Source organism: Wolbachia endosymbiont (group B) of Longitarsus flavicornis (assembly GCF_964028135.1).
Taxonomy (GTDB): Bacteria; Pseudomonadota; Alphaproteobacteria; order Rickettsiales; family Anaplasmataceae; genus Wolbachia.
Genome location: NZ_OZ034758.1, coordinates 705,604 through 724,862, shown reverse-complemented (window position 1 = coordinate 724,862; position 19,259 = coordinate 705,604). Strand labels below are relative to the sequence as shown.

16 protein-coding genes, 1 tRNA gene and 1 pseudogene are annotated in these 19,259 nt (G+C 33.8%); 7 read left to right on the top strand and 11 right to left on the bottom strand.

All coding sequences use genetic code 11. The annotated features are described in order from the left end of the window. Window positions 1-4 precede the first annotated feature (4 nt). From ABWU45_RS03355 to ABWU45_RS03335, 5 genes are all read right to left on the bottom strand, one after another. A complete protein-coding gene (locus ABWU45_RS03355; protein WP_353278998.1) occupies window positions 5-610 on the bottom strand; it encodes a hypothetical protein in 606 nt (201 codons plus the stop codon). A 53-nt stretch (window positions 611-663) separates the two neighbouring features. Continuing rightward, on the bottom strand, window positions 664-1,908 hold the full coding sequence (gene ltrA, locus ABWU45_RS03350) for a group II intron reverse transcriptase/maturase (RefSeq protein WP_007302363.1): 1,245 nt from the start codon (window positions 1,906-1,908) through the stop codon (window positions 664-666). A gap of 52 nt (window positions 1,909-1,960) precedes the next feature. Continuing rightward, a complete protein-coding gene (locus tag ABWU45_RS03345; protein ID WP_019078704.1) occupies window positions 1,961-2,101 on the bottom strand; it encodes a hypothetical protein in 141 nt (46 codons plus the stop codon). A 318-nt stretch (window positions 2,102-2,419) separates the two neighbouring features. Continuing rightward, entirely contained in the window at window positions 2,420-2,683 is a 264-nt protein-coding gene (locus ABWU45_RS03340) for a hypothetical protein (RefSeq protein WP_353278997.1), read from the bottom strand. A gap of 185 nt (window positions 2,684-2,868) precedes the next feature. Further along, the gene (locus ABWU45_RS03335; protein ID WP_353278996.1) at window positions 2,869-4,116 is read right to left on the bottom strand and encodes a hypothetical protein; all 1,248 of its coding nucleotides are present in this window, start codon (window positions 4,114-4,116) and stop codon (window positions 2,869-2,871) included. Window positions 4,117-4,811: 695 nt separating this feature from the next. Here ABWU45_RS03335 and ABWU45_RS03330 point away from each other — a divergent pair. Continuing rightward, the gene (locus tag ABWU45_RS03330; protein WP_353278995.1) at window positions 4,812-7,421 is read left to right on the top strand and encodes a hypothetical protein; all 2,610 of its coding nucleotides are present in this window, start codon (window positions 4,812-4,814) and stop codon (window positions 7,419-7,421) included. A gap of 354 nt (window positions 7,422-7,775) precedes the next feature. Here the strand turns inward: ABWU45_RS03330 and ABWU45_RS03325 are convergent, their stop codons facing one another. Continuing rightward, window positions 7,776-8,405 carry a hypothetical protein gene (locus ABWU45_RS03325; protein WP_353278994.1) on the bottom strand — a complete coding sequence of 210 codons (630 nt, stop codon included), beginning with the start codon at window positions 8,403-8,405 and terminating at the stop codon, window positions 7,776-7,778. Window positions 8,406-8,544: 139 nt separating this feature from the next. On the opposite strand from ABWU45_RS03325, the gene ubiH reads away from it, so the two are divergent. From ubiH to ABWU45_RS03310, 3 genes and pseudogenes are all read left to right on the top strand, one after another. Then, window positions 8,545-9,714 carry a 2-octaprenyl-6-methoxyphenyl hydroxylase gene (gene ubiH, locus ABWU45_RS03320; RefSeq protein ID WP_353278993.1) on the top strand — a complete coding sequence of 390 codons (1,170 nt, stop codon included), beginning with the start codon at window positions 8,545-8,547 and terminating at the stop codon, window positions 9,712-9,714. Between the two features lie 46 nt (window positions 9,715-9,760). Then, window positions 9,761-10,382, top strand: a pseudogene (locus tag ABWU45_RS03315) (IS6 family transposase). 131 nt (window positions 10,383-10,513) lie between these two features. Further along, window positions 10,514-11,290, top strand: a complete 777-nt coding sequence (locus ABWU45_RS03310) for an enoyl-ACP reductase (RefSeq protein ID WP_010406361.1) — start codon at window positions 10,514-10,516, stop codon at window positions 11,288-11,290. A 395-nt stretch (window positions 11,291-11,685) separates the two neighbouring features. Here ABWU45_RS03310 and ABWU45_RS03305 read toward each other — a convergent pair whose 3' ends face one another. After that, complete coding sequence (locus tag ABWU45_RS03305; RefSeq protein ID WP_353278992.1) at window positions 11,686-12,867, bottom strand: hypothetical protein; 1,182 nt, start codon at window positions 12,865-12,867, stop codon at window positions 11,686-11,688. A gap of 118 nt (window positions 12,868-12,985) precedes the next feature. Here ABWU45_RS03305 and ychF point away from each other — a divergent pair, with 118 nt between their 5' ends. Beyond that, window positions 12,986-14,080, top strand: coding sequence for a redox-regulated ATPase YchF (gene ychF, locus ABWU45_RS03300; protein WP_353278991.1), 1,095 nt, complete (start codon window positions 12,986-12,988; stop codon window positions 14,078-14,080). Between the two features lie 31 nt (window positions 14,081-14,111). On the opposite strand, the gene ABWU45_RS03295 is transcribed toward ychF, so the two are convergent. The 3 genes from ABWU45_RS03295 to glpX all read right to left on the bottom strand — a co-directional run bounded on the left by ABWU45_RS03295 (window position 14,112) and on the right by glpX (window position 16,647). Beyond that, entirely contained in the window at window positions 14,112-14,579 is a 468-nt protein-coding gene (locus ABWU45_RS03295; protein WP_353278990.1) for a hypothetical protein, read from the bottom strand. Between the two features lie 35 nt (window positions 14,580-14,614). Beyond that, window positions 14,615-15,580, bottom strand: a complete 966-nt coding sequence (locus ABWU45_RS03290; RefSeq protein WP_353278989.1) for a hypothetical protein — start codon at window positions 15,578-15,580, stop codon at window positions 14,615-14,617. Window positions 15,581-15,723: 143 nt separating this feature from the next. Next, the gene (gene glpX / locus ABWU45_RS03285) at window positions 15,724-16,647 is read right to left on the bottom strand and encodes a class II fructose-bisphosphatase (RefSeq protein WP_254230082.1); all 924 of its coding nucleotides are present in this window, start codon (window positions 16,645-16,647) and stop codon (window positions 15,724-15,726) included. 257 nt (window positions 16,648-16,904) lie between these two features. On the opposite strand from glpX, the gene ABWU45_RS03280 reads away from it, so the two are divergent. Next, complete coding sequence (locus ABWU45_RS03280) at window positions 16,905-18,122, top strand: ankyrin repeat domain-containing protein (RefSeq protein ID WP_353278988.1); 1,218 nt, start codon at window positions 16,905-16,907, stop codon at window positions 18,120-18,122. Between the two features lie 64 nt (window positions 18,123-18,186). Here the strand turns inward: ABWU45_RS03280 and ABWU45_RS03275 are convergent. After that, window positions 18,187-18,260, bottom strand: a tRNA-Arg gene (locus ABWU45_RS03275). A 151-nt stretch (window positions 18,261-18,411) separates the two neighbouring features. On the opposite strand from ABWU45_RS03275, the gene ABWU45_RS03270 reads away from it, so the two are divergent. Further along, the gene (locus ABWU45_RS03270; protein WP_007302769.1) at window positions 18,412-19,149 is read left to right on the top strand and encodes an ABC transporter ATP-binding protein; all 738 of its coding nucleotides are present in this window, start codon (window positions 18,412-18,414) and stop codon (window positions 19,147-19,149) included. Window positions 19,150-19,259 lie beyond the last annotated feature (110 nt).

Genomic DNA, 19,259 nt, shown 5'->3' with positions numbered 1-19,259 from the left:
ATGACTAAAATCTCGGTTCAAAAGATTTAAAGTCCTCATCTTGCCGGCTTATACCAACTCCTTTACCTGCTTCCTCTATTAATAACTGTATTAATTCAAAATCTTGTGGTCTTCCTTTACCCATGACTTTTTTTAAACCTTTCGCAAGCTCTACATCATTATCAACATTACCTCTCTTAAGACCAAAGTTATAATGATTTCGTTTACCTGGTGCGCCAACATGAAATAACTGTATTTGAGTATTTCCATTTTCATATCGACTTTCAGTTGCACCAGAAACACTAATCCTTGCTCTGAGCATTTCACTCATTGCTTTTATTTCAGGTTCACCTCCCCAAGCATTAGGTTTCCGCATGTTCTCTAAGTAATTATCAAAATTACCTTCAACAAAATCTCTGAACTCATTTTCATGATCACGTATATAATCAACTACTCGGTTGCGAAACACATTTCTTACTAAGTTTGCAAATGTATCATCATAATTGGCAGTACTTAAATTCCTTACCAAATTCCTAATAAGATCTAAATTTTGAATTACAGCTCCTTCATTTCCAAATAGTACTTCATACCTTTGTCGAAATAGGAGAGTAGACCGGCGGAGCTTCCCCACCAGTCTCTCGCAGAACTGCACGGAAACCTCTCGACTTATACAGCTCCCATTATTTAGCCTTTTGATCCTAACCCAAGTGTCCAATGATAGAAAATACTTGGAGACCTCTTTCTCACTTTTCCTAGAAATTGCTTTGCTAGTCTTCCGTGATCACGAAGTTTCTTATATTTTGTCCTGACCCATCTTATGAGGTATCTCTCTATATTTCTGAGAGATGGATACATCTCTGATTTATAAAACCTGCCATAGTACTGAAACCAGCCTCTGACTATTGGATCTATTTTCTTCGATATTTCCTCTAGTGTGGTCCATGTAATCCGATGTATTCTCCATGACTTTATGGTTTTCTTGATCTTCTTCTTGGCTTTGTTACTAATTGCAGGTAGAAATGAGATGAAATAATTCCTCATCTTATTCTTTGCTACTCTAGGTCTAAAAGTATAACCTAGAAAATCAAAGCTTTGTTTAGGAAATTGTTCTTTTCTATCATCATCCTTACTGTACACAATCTGTGTCTTTTCAGGATGTAACTTCAATTTACACTTAGCCAATCTTTCTTCAATCATTACTTTCATAAATCCTGCCTGTCTTTTAGTTCTGCAGTGCACTATCGCATCATCTACATATCTTTCAAATGGTACTGTTGGATAATTTTGTTTCATCCACATATCAAACGCATGGTGCATAAATATGCTTGAAATGATTGGGCTTATTGAACCTCCTTGCGGAACTCCTTTATCCCTTGTTACCCTACTGCCATCTGCTTGCTGAATGGGGGCTTTCATCCACCTCTCAACATACAGTATGACCCATTTGCAGTCTGTGTGTTTCTTGATAGCCTGCAGTGCTAAATCGTGGTCCAGATTGTCGAAAAATCCAGATATATCAAGATCTACCGTCCAATCATTTTTCCAACATCTCTTCCGTGCTGTGTATACCGCATCCAGCGCAGACTTATTTGGTCTATAACCATATGAATCTTCGTGAAATTTCGGTTCTACTAACGGCTCAAGATACATTGTAGCTGCTGTTTGCGCTATTCTGTCGAATACTGAAGGCACACATAAAATTCTTTGCCCTCCTGTATCTTTTGGTATCGCAACAGCTTTTACCGGCTCTGGAAAATAACTTCCGGATGACATCCGATTCCATAATTTGTATAGATTATCCTTTAGATTTTCTTCAAACTTTGTTATCGAGACCTCATCTACACCTGCTGCACCTTTATTTTTCGATACTTGTTTATAAGCTCTCCAAATAAGTTGCTTCGGTATATCAAAAGACTTTGTTTTATTCATTAACTCCTCCCTTTCGGTTGATAAATAATTAAAACTAAATAACTTAGCCCCTTCACTCCATTTCCATTACAGAAACTTCTTCGCTACTACGAGCTAATCCGCCCCTGTTTTTCGCATCGGTACTCTCATCCTCAGAGATCAGCTCTTTGGACTTCTCCCTTTTCATCGAAACGACAGGTTCCCGTAGTTCCATGCAATAGCCTAAAATAGATTCACGCCACTTTTATGCCGGACGCCACCTACCCAGTAAACAAGCTCCCAGTAGATTCATCCCAGGTTAACGACTACCCCCTGGTTTTGACGTCGTCTCTACGCTTTCGACACTTCATCAGTGGTTCACTTGCGTTCGTCTCTCTATTTCATACATGACACATAATTGTGCCTTTTCCATAACGCTCACTACCTTAGCTCTTTACCAAAGCAGCTTATGGCTGTTTGAAGCCTGCTCTTGCAAACCGGCTCCGAGGGGCCCTCCCTCATCTACTGCACAGCTTCAACACTTTCCGTGTTTCTACGGCGCACAATCATCGTCGTTTCTGACAGGTATTAAGTAAGCCATAGTAACAGACCAAAACAAGCAACTACCATCTCCTGGAACATCGATTCTCTTAACCTGACTTCCACTTTCGGAATCAACATCAGATCTACGATAACGCTTAAGTTGAGAAAATTCTTTAGCTTGCTCTATATATTGTATTTTACCCGATGATTCGGTAATTTTTGAATTAATGCCTCCTTTTTTTAGATGATCTATTGGATACTGTATCTTGAACATAAAACCCCCTTCATTATATTAAACTCACTATATCAAGCCTAATTAATATAAGCTGTTTTTATCTATATACTAATTTATATATAATATGTGTATTATAATGCAATATCTTTTTGACGAAAACTAAACAAGCTAAAGTAGTAACAAGAAACCACCACCTGTTTTATAGAATTGCCTCATAATACCTCTTAATTACCCAACCCTAATTGCTCACATGCTTTACTTAATTTAACCTCAGTTAAGCTAGTAAGCTCTTCAGCTGTAGACTTACCGTATGATAAAAATTTATTTAATGAATCAATATCTCTTTTCTCTAATACAGATCGTATATACTCCGCTTGTCTAGAATCCATAAATTCTTTGATTTGATCAGGATTAGCCTTATCTAATATTGCCCATACCGGTTCCATGTAACTTTGATTTACCCAAGGTACTAATAAACTTTTAACAAGAAAGCAAGATCTATTAGAAACTTCTTCCTTCAGCACATAAGTACGATGGCTATCAAATCCCTCCTTTCTCCACATATGCATAAAAAGCTTTGCACCTTCACCAGCATAATATGAGCTGTTCTCTGTTTTTATATAGTGTAGCCAGACAAGATATTTATCTTCTGAAACATTACTTGGTTTCAAATAGTCAAACAATGCTTGAAATTGATCAAAGCGAAGTGCACCCTGTAGCGTGTTTAGACTACCATAATAACCATTTTCAGCTAAATCTCTTTTTAGAAGTTCTGTATATTTATCAGGATTTATTTGACTAAAACAAAATTCGAATATTTCAGGATAACTATTACAACGACTACCTGCTGCATACACTGCTGTCTTCATGAAGATCTCATCCTTTTTCTGTGAGCCCATTTCATCTTCAGGTAATGACTTTATTTTATTCCAGAAGAATTCTACTGCTTCCGCTTGTTTCAAATCTATAGCACATTTAAGTCCATATTCATATGGATGACGACCATCTAGATTTAGTTTAGAGATGTAACCGCTAACAAAATGTGACCAAAAACCTGTTAAAAGGTCGCTTGTTAAAGATTTAACTAAGTGACCATACTCCAACAGACTACTTTTACCTTGAGCTGATAATCTTTTTTTTCTTTCCTCAAATAAAGCAATAATATCTTCCTCTAAGCAGCACCTACAGGCAATTTCATAGCTAGGGTTACTAAAGGGACTGCCTGGCATTATCAGCTTTTTACCTATCACCTGCCTATCAAGTTTAACTTTATGTAAATTGTCTACTTTCTTCCAACAATCCTCATTAGATAGCACTTGTGAAAGAAAATTGTGCCTCTTTTTACCACCCCTTTTGTGCAAGTCCCAATTTGCATAACACCAGCGCTCAATTTGAAAAAGCTTAGATGCTCTATAGGGATCATCCTCTTTAATAGACGAAAACAAAACTTTTGGAATATCTGAACGCAGCATAATTACCCCTCTATGAATGGAAAAACATGGAAACTGTTACGTCTAACATACACTATAGTAACTTGATACCATTTCGAGTAAGATATCCCTTTTCTAAGTTTTGTCAATCCTCAATTTGAAAAATTTTTTTAGACTTGAATAACTCTCAACAAAAGCCTCTTAATATGAGAGATACATGACGTTTTGTTTATTTTAAATTCTGTTTTTTATAAGTCTACCTTAGTTATTATTCTAAAATAAACTAGTATTAATTTAGCAGAATGTATTATTAAGATCTTAAGTAAGATAACCATTTCCAGAACTCAAAACCAGCTAATGAGAGAAGAGTTTGTTTTGGGATGGGTTGGTCTACCATGTGTAACATACGAACTTTTTTATATATTAATTTTGCTATACGCTAAAACTATCCATATTAGCCTACTTCAGCTAAATTTACATATGAACCAATTTGTCTAAATTTGTTGTAAAGATTTCAAGCTTCTATTTTCACAATCCTGCTTTTATTTGAGCTGCTCTCACAAAGGTAGGCACTTTTCTTGCGTCTTTTAAAAGAGTAAATGATCAAATTTGTTGTAACGCTATAGAATCCAGTATTTTCTGCAAACTATAATATAGTTCAGTTAATATATTAGTAAAGTTGACAATTGTTAAAATATTAATTAGAATATTAATTAAGTAATATTAACAAGGTAAAAATGAATTTCATTCAGTATACTAGAGGCAACAGATTACGTTTGTATGATCAAGAAGTAGATATCAATAAATTGATAAGCTTTTTGCAAAAGAACAAAAATATTACAGAACTTTCTCTCATTCATTGTAATATTGGTAACGAAGGAGCAAAAGCTTTAGCTAATCTTACAAACCTTACTGAACTTGATTTACATCGCAATAATATTGGTAACGAAGGAGCAAAAGCTTTAGCTAATCTTACAAACCTTACTAAACTTGATTTGTGGTTTAATGATATTGGTAAAGAAGGAGCAAAAGCTTTAGCTAATCTTACAAACCTTACTAAACTTAATTTGGCGGATAATAATATTGGTAACGAAGGAGCAAAAGCTTTAGCTAATCTTACAAAGCTTACTCAACTTGATTTAAGTTACAATAATATTGGTGCAGAAGGAGTAGAAGCTTTAGCTAATGGTAATCTTACAAAGCTTACTCGACTTTATTTAAATGACAATAATATTGATGCAAAAGGAGCAAAAGCTTTAGCCGAATCTGAGAAATACTGCGAATTCATAGATAAAATTACTCAGATAGAAGGTAATAACGAACCTATGGGTTTTTGTAAACGTCTGAAAAAATCATGGTCTCAAGCAAGAGTAAAATCTAAGAGTAATGTTCGCAAGCTAGATGAAAGCACTATAAGGAGTTTGTTTTTTGATCTTGCACAACACGGTTATAAAGGGGGAATAGAGGTTTTGCTCGATGACTATGATAAATATCCTTTTCTAATTAATTCAAGAAATGAGCAAGGACACACACTATCTCATTTCTATAATCACGACCCTGGAATGCAAAGGTTTTTCTTTGAACGTGGTATGATACCTAAACAAAGACCTGAACAAAAAAGAGATGACTTGCGCAATGACTTGAGCATTGTACAAGACCGTCAATCTGTCCATGCAAGTCCAGCAGTTAAAAAAACAAACTTTCTTGCTAAAAAACTGGTTGAATCGACGAAAGCAGATGAAGAACAGTTAAAGCAAGCAGCGACTTCTTACGTAGAAAGTATAGAACTACTTAAACAATATCAGAATGATCCAATAAGACTAAATCTTCTTAGTGTAAATGACAAAGAAAAAAGCAGTGTGATGGAGAAAGCATTAGGTGATAATCCTGTGCCGAATGATAAAGATTTTATTGGGGATATTATTGATAAAGTTAAGGAAGCACTAAAAAAGAAGTATTTAAAAAAGAACTCCCACGATGAATATGACCAAGGATATCCTACACAAGGATTACAATATGATTATACAAAAGATGATGTAAAAATTACTATACCTGAATCTATAGGCCGTATAAAACTACTTATTGATAATTTTTCCATTCCATTGAAAGAAAAAAAAGAATTGCTAGTTACTCTCATGGCACAAAACCAAGATTTAGTAATGAGCAAACTCTCTGCAGTAAAAAGAGAACTTGGAGATTTCGATACAGAACAACTTGATAAAACGAAACTACATACATTGTTAAATGATATAGACGACAATAAAAAAGTAGATGTGTTATTTAAAGAAATCAGTGATCTAGATATAGAAAAGATCTGGAGAGAGCAAAAAGAGTTCATTCTTCTAAGACAAATATATATAGCGTCAACAACATATGGTAAAGGTAGCAGTGCCTGCATTCAAGGCACATGGACCCAAATTATTAATAGTATAGACGAAATTAGCTCTGAGATCTTGGAACAATATGATCATTATTTAGAAGAAGAACTAAAGCTAGAAGAACAGAAAAATGCTATTACAGAAGAGAACATTAAACCATTTCTGGAAGATGTGGCCAACAGATTAATTCAATATGTTAAGGATAACCCAGAGTTGAAAGAGGTTTTGCAAGATCACTTATTATACTTAAAACATATAGATGTTGATCATCCTGAGAAAGTTACGTTTGAACAGCAAAAAATTTTAGCAGAGATAAATAAATATTTTTATGAAAATATTAAAGAGGCTTTACCGAATTACGATAGAAATATACCAAATAATGATGAATACAAACTTATCATCGAGAAACTGCCAGAGATAAAAGTAATGCAAGATTTTGCACAAGATCCATCTAATCAGCAGGAGAATACCATAAGAGAAACGGAAGCTCAAATTGATGAGAATAGTGAGGATAAGTTTTTTGATGCAGAAAATTATAATAAAAGTCGTGCAACTATTAGAGAAAGCGACACAGATGAAGAATTTAAAGATGTTAATGAGTCAATTTTTCTAGAGGAAAATAATACACAATTAGTTCCAGAAAGATTACACTCAGAAACTTCAGTTGTAGCAACAGATCAAACAAATGGTATTCAAAATAATAATCAACAGCCAGGTAATTTAAATAATGATGATTCACGAAGTAAAGAAAAAAATAAACGGCCTACTGTATGTGCTTTCACATTAGCAATAGCTGGAATTGTTTCAGGGATAGCTATTGCAGTTTACTCAGGAATGTTAGCGGTAGGAATAGCAGTTGGAGTTTGTTGTCTAATTGCTGCTGCAGTCATATACTGTTGTAATAGTCCTTCAAATTTACTTAAAGATAGCAATGTTGAAATTGTAGTGAATCAAATAACAGTGGAATGATTATAACTCAAGGTAAGGAGAAATATCAGGAAGGTTGGCTTTGTTACCTATGAAAGGTTACCTTCCTGAAAATGTTATTTTTTTGCAATCAATTTATCCAATTTAGTGGGAGTGTTAAATTTACTAATCTTTCCATAAGCGAGGTTAAAGAATTGTAGAAACTTTAATTATTTATAGGTTCTTCTAAAGAAATTATCTTATTTTTTATTGGCAGACAGCTTGCTTAAACCCGTAAAATTTCTCCATCTGCTCACTCCATAACATCGGTATTTCTCTTTTGAGCTTTCTCCATAACACAAGAAAAACTAACCTCTTTTTTAGCGAATGTCAGGCTAATTTTTCTTTCAACTTTTACTATAAAATGCTTTCTTCTACTTGAATATACCTCAAGATGTTCTGTGTATCTTCTACAAAGTTATTCTTAATGTTTGCTAACTCTTCTTCTTTCTCGGATAACTTACTCTCTATTATTCTATTAAAACAATCAAAATCTCTGCATTTCAATTTTAATCTCATATCTTCATTTTCATAAAAGCTTTTTATAACATCATAATATTCTCTAGTTTCATCGGTCTCTGGCTGTTGTTTCTCTTTAAATATTGCTTTTAATTTTGAATCTATATCTAACTCTTTTCTTATTTCTTCAATTGCTGCTTTATGATACCCTTCATAATCTTTAAGTTTCTCTAATATCCTACATTCTGCTGTCTCCTTTAATGTTTTAAGTAGATCTTTAGCATGAGATTTTTCCGTTTTTTGCTTCCATTCATCATACGTATATTTACCACGTTGTGTATCTTGACACTCGCCTCCTACATTAAATAGTTCTTCATTACAGATTGTATCACCCTGATAAAAGTAATCGCTTATATTAATTTTATTATTGCCAGTTATGGTTTGTTCAATTGCTTTTTTGTTGTTTACAATTTCTTCTCTGTACCTAGAAATGCAATTTGATAATTCTTTTTTGCAATCTGTAGTCATAAGCTGTTTCCTTTAATAAAATAATTAATATTTTATTACTATTTTGGTTATAACTAAGATAGTAATGAGAAGTTCAGTGTCTACAAAGTTTGTTTAAACTATTTTCAAAATGGGTAGAATGTAATTTTAGGTTAATAAAATGAATTACGATGTAATCATTTCAGGTAGTGGGCTAATTGGTCTTATTACTGCTATTGGCCTGAGTAATGACTCTGTATCTGTAGCCGTAATTGAGAAAAATAGTTTACCACGTGCAGTTGATGATAATCGAGCATTTGCTATTTCTCAAGGATTAAAAAAAATACTAGAAAAATTAGGGATTTGGCGGCTCTTAGAAGGCGAAGCTGAACCAATACTTGATATATGCATATTAGATGGAGATAGTCCATTTACTGTGCATTATGACCATAAAATGGTTGGTGAAGAGCCAATGGGCTACGTAATCAAGAGCGCTATTATATGGAATGCAATCAATAACAATTTTTTGCATAAACTCAATATATATTCTCCACGTTCCTATAAGACAATCTCTTGTGACGAAGGATACATGGAAGTTACTCTTGATAATGATCAAAAATTGATATCATCACTATTTATCTGCGCTGAAGGTAAAAACTCTAAGTTGCCAGAGTTGTTTTCTATACCAATGATAAAATTTGATTATAAACAAAATAGCATGGTATTTAATGTAAAACATGAACTACATCACCAAAACTTAGCTGTAGAGCGGTTTTTTCCTGGTGGTCCATTTGCAATTTTGCCAATGAAAGGTGGCTATACTTCTTCAATAGTTTGGACAGAAAAATGCGAAATTTCAAAAATGCTGATGAGCTTATCTGAAGAGGAGTTTATCATAGAACTCAAAAAAAGATTTGGTTCTTATTTGGGAGAAATTGAATTAGAGGGTGAAAGAAAATCTTACCCTTTGAGTTTTACTTTTGCGAGAAAGCTTCATAAAAGCAGAATTTTGCTTATTGGCGATGCAGCACATTCAATCCATCCAGTTGCAGGTCAAGGACTTAACCTTGGAATGAGAGATGTAGAGAGTGTTATTAGACAAATAACTGCTGCAAAATCCTCTGGCATTGATGTTGGCAGTAATTATCTATTGAAGAAAATTTCACGTGATAGATACTTTGATAATTTTACTATGGCACTTGCAACTGATGGACTAAATAGAATATTTTCCAACAGAATACTTTGCGTTAAAGTTCTGAGCAATCTTGGTTTAATGGTAGTTGAAAATTCAGATTTTCTTAAAAAAAGCTTCGTTCGACATGCTATGGGGTTGGTTCTGTCGCATTTGTAGGGAAGTAGAAAGAAGAATGATATAATTGTCTAAAAAAAAAGCAAAGATGTTTCGTATCAATCAAAAATTGTTGCCATATTTCAAAGGATTTAGCTTTTCAGAGGATGTTATCTGTATACATGAAATGTCGATTCTCTTTGAGCTATCGAGATTTGGAAGAAATGATGAGTATAAGGGGAGCAAAATGCTACGTCACAAAGGTGGGTTATCACCACTGATAGATGAGGCAGTAAGGAAAAGAAAGAAGCAGGTTGGTAGTAGTTGGAGAGACTTACATTAAATTAAACGGTAAATGGGTTTATTTATATACTGTAGACTTGTGTGTTAGTAGAGACAAGTCTGCAGCACTTGCATTCTTTCGTAAAGCCTTCAGGAGTACCTATCTTCCTGAGAAAATTGTAATTGATAAAAGCGGCAGTAATACTGCTGCTCTTGATGATTTGAATGCAGAAATTTCTGAAGATTACAGTTCTTCAAATAAAATATCTAAATAATATTGTTGATAGATTTATCAAAAAACTAATAAAGCCAATGCTTGGGTTTAAAAGCTTCCATTCCGCAAAGATTACCATCACAGGCATAGAAAATATTCGTATGATTCAAAAAAGACAAATTATTAAAATAATGTTTCTACTTTTGAGAATTTTGCTATGTTAATGGCTTCATAACTCCTATAATCTCAGCTTTTTTCCTATGGTTTATAGATGCGACAGAACCTTTTTTATACGTTAGCTACAGTTAAAACATAATTGACTTTGCCTAGTTAATATTTCAAATTATAAAAAAGGCAAATAATTCTATGATATTGCAGGGCAAAAAAGGGTTAATAACCGGAATAATAAATAAGAGGTCAATAGCATATGGTATAGCACAGACCCTCTCAGAACATGGAGCTGAGCTTGCAATCACTTATCAAAATGAAACAATAAAAGAGAAATTATTACCAATAGCAAGTGAATTAAATGTAGAGTTAATATTGCACTGTAATGTTTCAAATGAGGAAACTATAGATAATGCTTTTAAGGAAATAAAGGAGAAGTGGGGTGCTATTGATTTTTTGGTACATGCAATAGCATTCTCCGATAAAAATGAGCTAAATGGTAAATATGTCAATACTTCACTAAACAACTTTATTAATGCAATGCATATATCGTGCTATTCTTTTACTGCTTTAGCGCAAAGAGCGGAAAAAATGATGTTAAATGGCGGTAGTTTACTTACTTTATCTTACTATGGTGCTGAAAAAGTTATGCCAAATTATAATGTGATGGGTTTATGTAAAGCAGCACTTGAAGCAAGTGTAAAATATATAGCATGTGATCTCGGACCACAGAACATCAGAGTAAATGCAATTTCTGCTGGTCCAATCAGAACTTTGGCATCTTCTGGAATAAGTGACTTTCACTCCATATCGGAATGGAATAGAAGTAATTCTCCACTTAGACGTAATGTTACAATAGAAGATGTTGGCAAGGCAGCACTATACTTATTAAGCGACCTGAGTAGTGGTACAACTGGAGAAATTTTACATGTTGATTCAGGGTATAATGTTGTGGGAATGAAGATAGTAGACTAATACAGTACTGCAGATGCATGTGAAGCCTGTGTTTTTTTGTTATCCGAGTAATTGACATTGGAGCCCAGTGTCAGCTACTCGAATGACAACATTTTTTAATTAAATCTCGCACATTAACCATAGAGTTATTATTTTATAAGTATTTGTTGCTGCTGATCTTCTATTTTTACTTCCTCCATTTGGGTTAAGAGATTGTGCGTGAGGGTTGCTCTTGAAGTTGCCTTGCAAGGAAAAAGTCTTTTTCCTCCCGATCTTGGAGTTGCTTTGCAAGCAAGAAATCCTATTGTTCTTGTGTTTGTTTTGCTAAGACTTTATTCTTATTAAGCAGTGGTTAAAAATGAGCATGGCTTTTATTATAGAATGCCCCCCTATAGAAGTATATAGACTATGAAGACTTATCTTACAGGTTGTGGTACTTGTTGTTGATAAAATGTTTTTTCTACACGTGCTTCTTCCACACTGCACCTTCTTGATAAGACTGGCTCCTCAAGGCATTTTATACGTTGTTGTACATCATTAATGCACTGCCCTATAACATCACCAATTTTTCCATTAGCATTTCCTGCCAATAACTCATCAAACTCCCTCTCAATCTCTACTCTCTCAGAGATATCCTTTGAAAGATCACAATATTCCAAAATTTCATCTATCTGAAGTTGTTTTGCTAATAGAAAGTCTTCTTGCTCCTGCTGCTGTTTTATTAACTCTTGAGTTACAATTTTAGCCCTAGAGTAATGATTTCCTTCAAGATATATTGTTTCTCTCTCTTTACTACCCCATAACTCGTCATTTAATTTATAACTCTCACGATTAAACATCTGATTTAGTTGATCATTGTTTATCATTTCAGGATTTGGTTCAAACTTTTGTTGTTTCTCTCTGCCGCTAACTTTACAATGGACATTAATTTCAATGTTAGCTAAAGAAGCTAATAATTGAATTTCTTCAATAAAAGGAAAATAACTTTTACTTTCTATTGCTTCTAGATAGGATTGATAGAGTTCAGGTTTGTCAAGAAATGAGCGTGTAATAAAATCACTGTTATATTCGGCATTATAGTCACTCTCACCAATGCCATCAAGAGCCTCTGCATATTCACTTAGATTAAGCACAGCTTGATTATGCGATATATTAAATTTGCTAACAGCTCTACTTACCAACCTCTTCACATTACCTTCAGCATTTTCAATTTTCCTATTTGTTTGCTTAACCAGACCCTTTATTTTATCAGACTTGCCAGTTAAATCCCCTGGCTTATTAAAAAACATATTAAAAACCTTTTCTAGCTGATCCTTTAAAGGAGCTGGCATACTTGGATCATCTAAAGACGTAAATCGACTTAAAAATTTGTGCCATTCCATTCTCATATCTTGCGCTCTTTCAGCTTTATATGTACCAGAACTGTTATCACCAAACACTGCATGAAAAAAGCAATTGCCATCACCTGCAGTATCATATTTAACTACTTGGTTATTAGAAGGTTCTTTTTCTACATTACTCTCTGAAGTCTTGCGTCCTTTAGCATTTTCAATACTGTCAAAACCATTTGGTAATTTCCGTTTTCTAAGCCCAACCATAATTTCTACCTTAATTCAAGCTATATGTTATTATATTAACTAACTTATTAATAAGTAACTAATTAGGTATAGCAAAAATTTTTTAATTATGCAATAATTAAGGCTTTAAATAGCAAATATGAGCTTTAACTGTGGTATAGTTGGACTGCCAAATATAGGAAAATCAACTTTATTTAATGCACTTACAGAGTCAAGTGCAGCTGAAGCTGCAAATTATCCTTTTTGCACAATCGAGCCAAATGTTGGCAAAGTGCCAATACGAGATCAGCGTTTGAAACAAATTGCCGCGATTGCTCACTCAGGGAAAATAATCTACAATCAACTGGAAGTCGTCGATATTGCCGGCTTGGTTAAGGGTGCGAGCAAGGGTGAAGGACTAGGAAATAAATTTTTGAGTCATATCAGAGAAGTTGATGCCATTGTTCATCTGCTCAGGTGCTTTACGGATGACGATATCAGCCATGTAAACAGTAAAATAGATCCAATATCAGATGCTGAAATAGTGGAAATGGAGTTAATTCTAGCTGATATTGATAGCATAGAAAAAAGGCTTCCTCAATTGGAAAAGAAAGCAAAGCAAGGTGATAAAGAGCTAAAGAGACAACTTGAATTAATGCAAGAGGTATTAGCTACTTTAAAATTAGGTAAACCGGCAAGAAGCTTGGAGAATATCGATGAAGATGAGATGAAGTTGCTTCAATTGCTAACAACAAAGCCTGTTATGTATGTATGCAATGTTGAAGATACGAATATCATAACTGGTAATGAACTATCTAAAAGGGTGAAAAAAATGGCGGAAGAAAATAAAAGCAAATTTTATTGTATTTCAGCGAAACTTGAAGCAGATATTGCAAATCTTGATAGTGAAGAGGAAAAACAGAATTTTTTATCAGAATTTGGCTTACAAGAATCAGGACTTGATGGAGTAGCACGTATTATGTATGAAGTGCTAAGTATGATAACTTTTTTTACTGTGGGCCCCAAAGAAGCACGTGCATGGCCAATAAAGATAGGATCAACAGCTGACAAAGCAGCAGGTGTAATTCACACTGATTTTGAAAAGGGCTTTATAAAAGCAGAAACGATAAGCTTTGCAGATTATATAAAATATGGAAGCGAATCAGCTTGCAAAGATGCAGGGAAGATTCGCTTCGAAGGCAGAGACTATATAGTGCAAGATGGTGATATAATGCACTTTAGGTTTAATGTGTAGTATACATCTAACTACCAAAGTACCCGGGAGTCTAGCCTTTCTTTATGGCTTCCTCTTCGCTGATCTTATCTAGTTCCACGCCATGGAGAATGGAGCTAGGTGTTGTAACAACTTCTTTTCCCTGTGGTTGTATATTCTTCTCTTCCTCACATAATACGTTCTCCAGACATTCTTCTAAAAATTCATATAAAGCTTGATTTTCTATAAGCATATCCTTATTTTGCTTAGCTAATTCTAAAATTTCCCTTACTTGAACATCTTTACCATTAATAGTTACCTGACCAATCTCAATATTACTAGAATTTGCATTTAAACTAATAAAGCAGTCAACAAATTCACCTTTTTCATTTTTTGCACTCCACTTAATTTCCATGTTGCATATTGCATCTTCTTCAAAGCAGTAATTTCTTTTTCCATTATCATTCTTCTCAACCGTTGCTATTCTTTTATCGTTACTGTATATTTCTACTATCTTTACCTCATTTTTATTTCTTTCCATCCCTTCAATTTTGTCAGTGAAAAGACGGCTGATTTCTAAGCTACACCCAGGCTTAGAAATATTAATACTAATAAGCTACACCCAGGCTTAGAAATATTAATACTAAGATGATCATAATGATTAAGAGAACGTTTTGCATATGCGCATGGCACATAACATCCATCAAAAAAGGCACCTGCACTATCAGTTTTGAGAAATTCCTGTCCGTTACTCATCCCTTCTTCGACTCGAAGAAGATATCTACCCAACCTCTTTTTAAAATTCTTTCGCTTGTCTTCAGGAATAGACTTTTCATTCAATATACTTATTATTTCTTTTTGCTTACTTAATACCACATAATTAAAAAGGAAAATGTTCTTATTCCATCGATAATAATTCGCTATTTTGTCAAATGGATCTGCAGGCCAGCCTTTATTATAATTTACGTTATCCTTATCATCTTTACACAAATTATCCTTAAGGCCAAAATTCAATTTTCTAAAATCTGATAATACTTCTTCTACCCTATCTTCAAAAAATTGAAGTTTATTTTGAAATTCTTTCCCATAATTCATTTTCTCATTTATTTTAAGAAGATATTCACTAAATTTCTTCCTAAAATTTTCTTGATCTTTGTGGGCAAGCCTCTGATCTAATATATTGATTATTTCTTTTCGCTTATTCAATATTACGTAGTCAAAAAGGCCACTCTTTTCCTTATTTTCATAATCTTCTGCTATTTTTTGAAAACACTCATTACTGTTCTTAAAATCCAATTTTTCGAAGTCTTGGAGCACGCTTTTTACATCATCCTCACTAAATTGAAGATTTGTTTGAAGAAATAGGTTAGTTGTATTCTTTCCGCTTTGATTATCAGGTAAAACACATTGAGAATCTCTTTGAGTGGATGAGATATCTAAACTTTCTTTGCTTTTTAAAGAAGAATTATTATTTTTTTCAGGCGGTGAGTTTTTCTCCTCACTACTGAAAATATTAAAAAAATTAAAAATGCCACCAATCATTTCACACCTCTTATACGGAAATAAGCTTAATTATAACTTAATGCCAAATGTTATAAAGCTAAAATTAATATGTAAACTCATTTTTTTACAAGACAGCTACAGGTAGCTTCTACAAAATTATATAATTAGTATATAATAAATGTTCAAGATATTGATTTCGTTTGTATTTTTACTACCTTACCAGGTAATATTATTAATGAACGGGTCAAGCAGATATCTCGATTAAGTTTTACTCCATCCACAAGTTCTCCATTTGTTACTCCAGTTGCAATAAACACTGATTCACCCTTTGCCATATCTTTTATGGTGTAGATTTTTTCTGGGTCCGTGATATTCAAAATTTTTGCTCTTTCTCTTAACTGATCGGTGTCAAATATCAATCTTCCTTCCATCTGTCCACCGATTGAGCTTAGTGCTGCAGCTGCAAGCACTCCCTCTGGTGCTCCTCCTATGCCGATATACATATCGTGGTTGCCATTTATTAGTGAAACTACGGCTGCAACATCACCATCATCTATTAGTTTAACTTTTACTCCCAATCTCCTGATTTTCAATATTAATTCATCATGCCTTTCACGTTTAAGTACAGTTACTATAAGATCACTTGCTTTACATCCTTTTGCCTTGGCTAAATTGTCCAGATTCTTCTCAATCCTATTTTTTAGTGAGACTACACCCTCTGGGAGATTTTTTCCCACTGCTATCTTTTCCATATAAACATCAGGTGCATGTAAAAAATTACCTTTTTTTGTTGCAGCAAGAACAGACATTGCCCCTTGTTTATAATGAGCGCAAATCGTAGTGCCCTCAAGTGGATCAACAGCGATGTCAATCTCAGGGCCACTTCCTGTGCCAACTTTTTCTCCGATATATAGCATCGGTGCTTCGTCCCTCTCCCCTTCCCCAATCACAATTGTACCATTTATTTCCATTGAGTTTAGCACCGTACGCATTGCATCAACTGCAACCTGATCGGCCTTTTTTTCATTACCAAGGCCTGCCAATTTATATGCAGCAAGTGCTGCAGCTTCGGTTACTTTCACTAACTTATAAGCTAAATCTTCCATCATTTGCTCGAGAATAATAAATCAATATATATCATGCCATTTGATACTGCAAGATTCCTTGACTGACTTTGATAAAGTTGGTATAATAGAGCATTGTAATAGTAGGTTTAATTATGTTGTACAGTCAGGAAGAAATCAAGGAATTGTGTCTAGATGCAGATAGGTTTTTAATTAATGATAATAGGTACAACAATAAAATCACCCTTGAAAGCTTGCAAAATAGGTTAAGAAGAAAGACTAAATTTAAAGACATTGATTTGCAAAGTAAATGCGAAGGGAACAATTCATTAGGAGACTTACTTCTAAAACTTGCAGATGAAAATGACAACCTAAGTGTTAGAGAATTTTTCCTTGAAAACGGATTCAAGCTTCCTGAGCAAGAACAAGTAACTGCTGATGAAAACAAGGAAAAGGAAGAGCAAAATACACCTAATTTAGAAGAAGATAGAGCAGAACTTAGCAACAAAAATGAAGATGATCAATTTTCTACTTCATACAACAAGATAAAGAAAATTGTAGCTAGCAACCCTAATATAACTGCTGAGGAGTTTTGTAATGAGCTTAAAAAAGAGAAAATAGATATAAAAATAACAAACCAAGATGGTTGGACTTTGCTTTATTATGCTGTCCGTTCAGAAGGACCTGGTATTATCGACGATCGCATTATATTCCTAAAGATTGTTGAGTTACTCACAAATTTAAACATCGGAATCGATTTTAAAGATACTGCTTCCAAAACTGTGTTGGGTACAGCTGCAATAAATAAACAAGCTGATGTTATAAAGATACTCTTGGATAGTGGTAAATTTAATGAAGAAGAAAAATTTAACGCTCTGCGTCTTGCTATTATCCAAGGTAATGTTCAAGAAGTTAAAGCATTTTTAGGTTATGTAAATGCTGAAAGCAGACAAGCAGCTTTAGAGTGTGCTATGAATAATACACAAAATAATACACAAGAAGAAATTACTCAGGTACTTTTAAACTTTATTACACCAGAAACACCCAATGTAAAAGAAAATAGAGCAAAACCTTGCAGCAGTAATGGAAATATTGGTAATAGATCTGTAGCAACAGCGCCTCCAGTTAGTACTAACGGTAATAATAACAAAAATGAAACGCCTGTATCAACAAGGGCTGACCCAACTGTCACACCAAATAATGATAAGAGAGCTAACGGCTTTGTAGAGGCTCAATTTTCTCCACCACATGAAAAAGAAACTAAATACAAAGAAAGCAAAGAAAGTTTCTACACCTCATTAAGGAGTGATGTTATTGGAGTTGTTATTACAGGATTGTTTGTTGCTACTGCTGTGATAGTTCCATCTGTAGCTGGTGCAGTAATTTGTGGTGTTGTAGCTGTCTTGGTTACAATAGTAACTGGATTACATGTAAAAAATTCTACATTGCCAAGTTATAGAGAGATGAAAGAAAATAAGGTTGAGTCTGCAAAATCAATCGAAAACGTTGTAGGTTAAAACTCTAGCTTTTAGAGCAATGTTGCAAATTTGTATTAGTTTCTTTCATTTTATTAAGATTAAGTGGGACTAGTGCGATTCGAACGCACGGCCTTCGGATTAGGAATCCAACGCTCTATCCTACTGAGCTATAGTCCCATGTCTTCTGCTATTTATGCAAAATTATAGCAAAAAGTCTCGCATTTTTCTAGGCACCCTGTACAATTAATTCACAATAATAAAAAATATTTCTGTATTTCTTGAATGTAATACTGTTATATTTAATAATACGATTCCAATTGAAAGATTAATGCTAGTTAACAATATTAGTTACTTTTATAGTAATCAAGATGGCTTTGCTTTAAGCAACATCAACATTCAAGTGAAGAAAGGAAGTGTTGCCTGTTTACTAGGTCATTCTGGCTGTGGCAAGTCAACAATTCTAAAATTAATCGCAGGAATAGAAAATCCAAAATCTGGAACCATTGTTATAAATGATAAATTAGTTGCAAGTAACAAAGTGTCAATTGCTATAGAGCGTAGAAATATCGGATTGATTTTTCAGCATTCTGCATTATTTCCTCATAAAACAGTAATAGAAAATATAACTTTTGCTATTTGCAGTACTTCTAAAAAAGAAAAATACCTTACTGCATTGGAAATCTTAAAGCTATTTAATATAGAAAAATATGAAAACATGTACCCTCATGCTTTATCAGGAGGACAGCAACAATTAGTTGCAATAGCAAGAGTAATGGCGCAAAATCCTGATGTTGTTTTGCTCGATGAACCATTTTCTAATTTAGATATACTGCTCAAATATCGAATAAGGCACCATATATTGTCACTTTTTAGAAGCAAAAATATTCCTGTACTCATGGTAACTCATGATCCGCAAGAAGCGTTGAAAGTTGCAGATTTTATTTACGTGATGAAAAATGGTAAAATTATTCAATCAGGAGTTCCTAGCTACATATACCACAGACCTAAAGATGATACGTTAGCAAAATTTTTTAGTGAGCTTCCTTTTACTCTACAGCTAAACTAAACTTAATGTTAGGCTAAAACTATTATAAGATAATTAAAAACTCTTGATTTATAATTCAATAAAAGTGATATAATTTATGTATCACTTGGCTTCAGTCAAGTTTTAATACC

What these genes read in the sequence shown, in the direction of transcription:
- ltrA (WP_007302363.1), bottom strand. Translation starts at nt 1,908, where the DNA reads ATGAATAAAACAAAGTCTTTTGATATACCGAAGCAACTTATTTGGAGA.
- ABWU45_RS03345 (WP_019078704.1), bottom strand. Translation starts at nt 2,101, where the DNA reads ATGGAACTACGGGAACCTGTCGTTTCGATGAAAAGGGAGAAGTCCAAA.
- ABWU45_RS03340 (WP_353278997.1), bottom strand. Translation starts at nt 2,683, where the DNA reads ATGTTCAAGATACAGTATCCAATAGATCATCTAAAAAAAGGAGGCATT.
- ABWU45_RS03335 (WP_353278996.1), bottom strand. Translation starts at nt 4,116, where the DNA reads ATGCTGCGTTCAGATATTCCAAAAGTTTTGTTTTCGTCTATTAAAGAG.
- ABWU45_RS03330 (WP_353278995.1), top strand. Translation starts at nt 4,812, where the DNA reads ATGAATTTCATTCAGTATACTAGAGGCAACAGATTACGTTTGTATGAT.
- ABWU45_RS03325 (WP_353278994.1), bottom strand. Translation starts at nt 8,405, where the DNA reads ATGACTACAGATTGCAAAAAAGAATTATCAAATTGCATTTCTAGGTAC.
- ubiH (WP_353278993.1), top strand. Translation starts at nt 8,545, where the DNA reads ATGAATTACGATGTAATCATTTCAGGTAGTGGGCTAATTGGTCTTATT.
- ABWU45_RS03310 (WP_010406361.1), top strand. Translation starts at nt 10,514, where the DNA reads ATGATATTGCAGGGCAAAAAAGGGTTAATAACCGGAATAATAAATAAG.
- ABWU45_RS03305 (WP_353278992.1), bottom strand. Translation starts at nt 12,867, where the DNA reads ATGGTTGGGCTTAGAAAACGGAAATTACCAAATGGTTTTGACAGTATT.
- ychF (WP_353278991.1), top strand. Translation starts at nt 12,986, where the DNA reads ATGAGCTTTAACTGTGGTATAGTTGGACTGCCAAATATAGGAAAATCA.
- ABWU45_RS03295 (WP_353278990.1), bottom strand. Translation starts at nt 14,579, where the DNA reads ATGGAAAGAAATAAAAATGAGGTAAAGATAGTAGAAATATACAGTAAC.
- ABWU45_RS03290 (WP_353278989.1), bottom strand. Translation starts at nt 15,580, where the DNA reads ATGATTGGTGGCATTTTTAATTTTTTTAATATTTTCAGTAGTGAGGAG.
- glpX (WP_254230082.1), bottom strand. Translation starts at nt 16,647, where the DNA reads ATGGAAGATTTAGCTTATAAGTTAGTGAAAGTAACCGAAGCTGCAGCA.
- ABWU45_RS03270 (WP_007302769.1), top strand. Translation starts at nt 18,412, where the DNA reads ATGCTAGTTAACAATATTAGTTACTTTTATAGTAATCAAGATGGCTTT.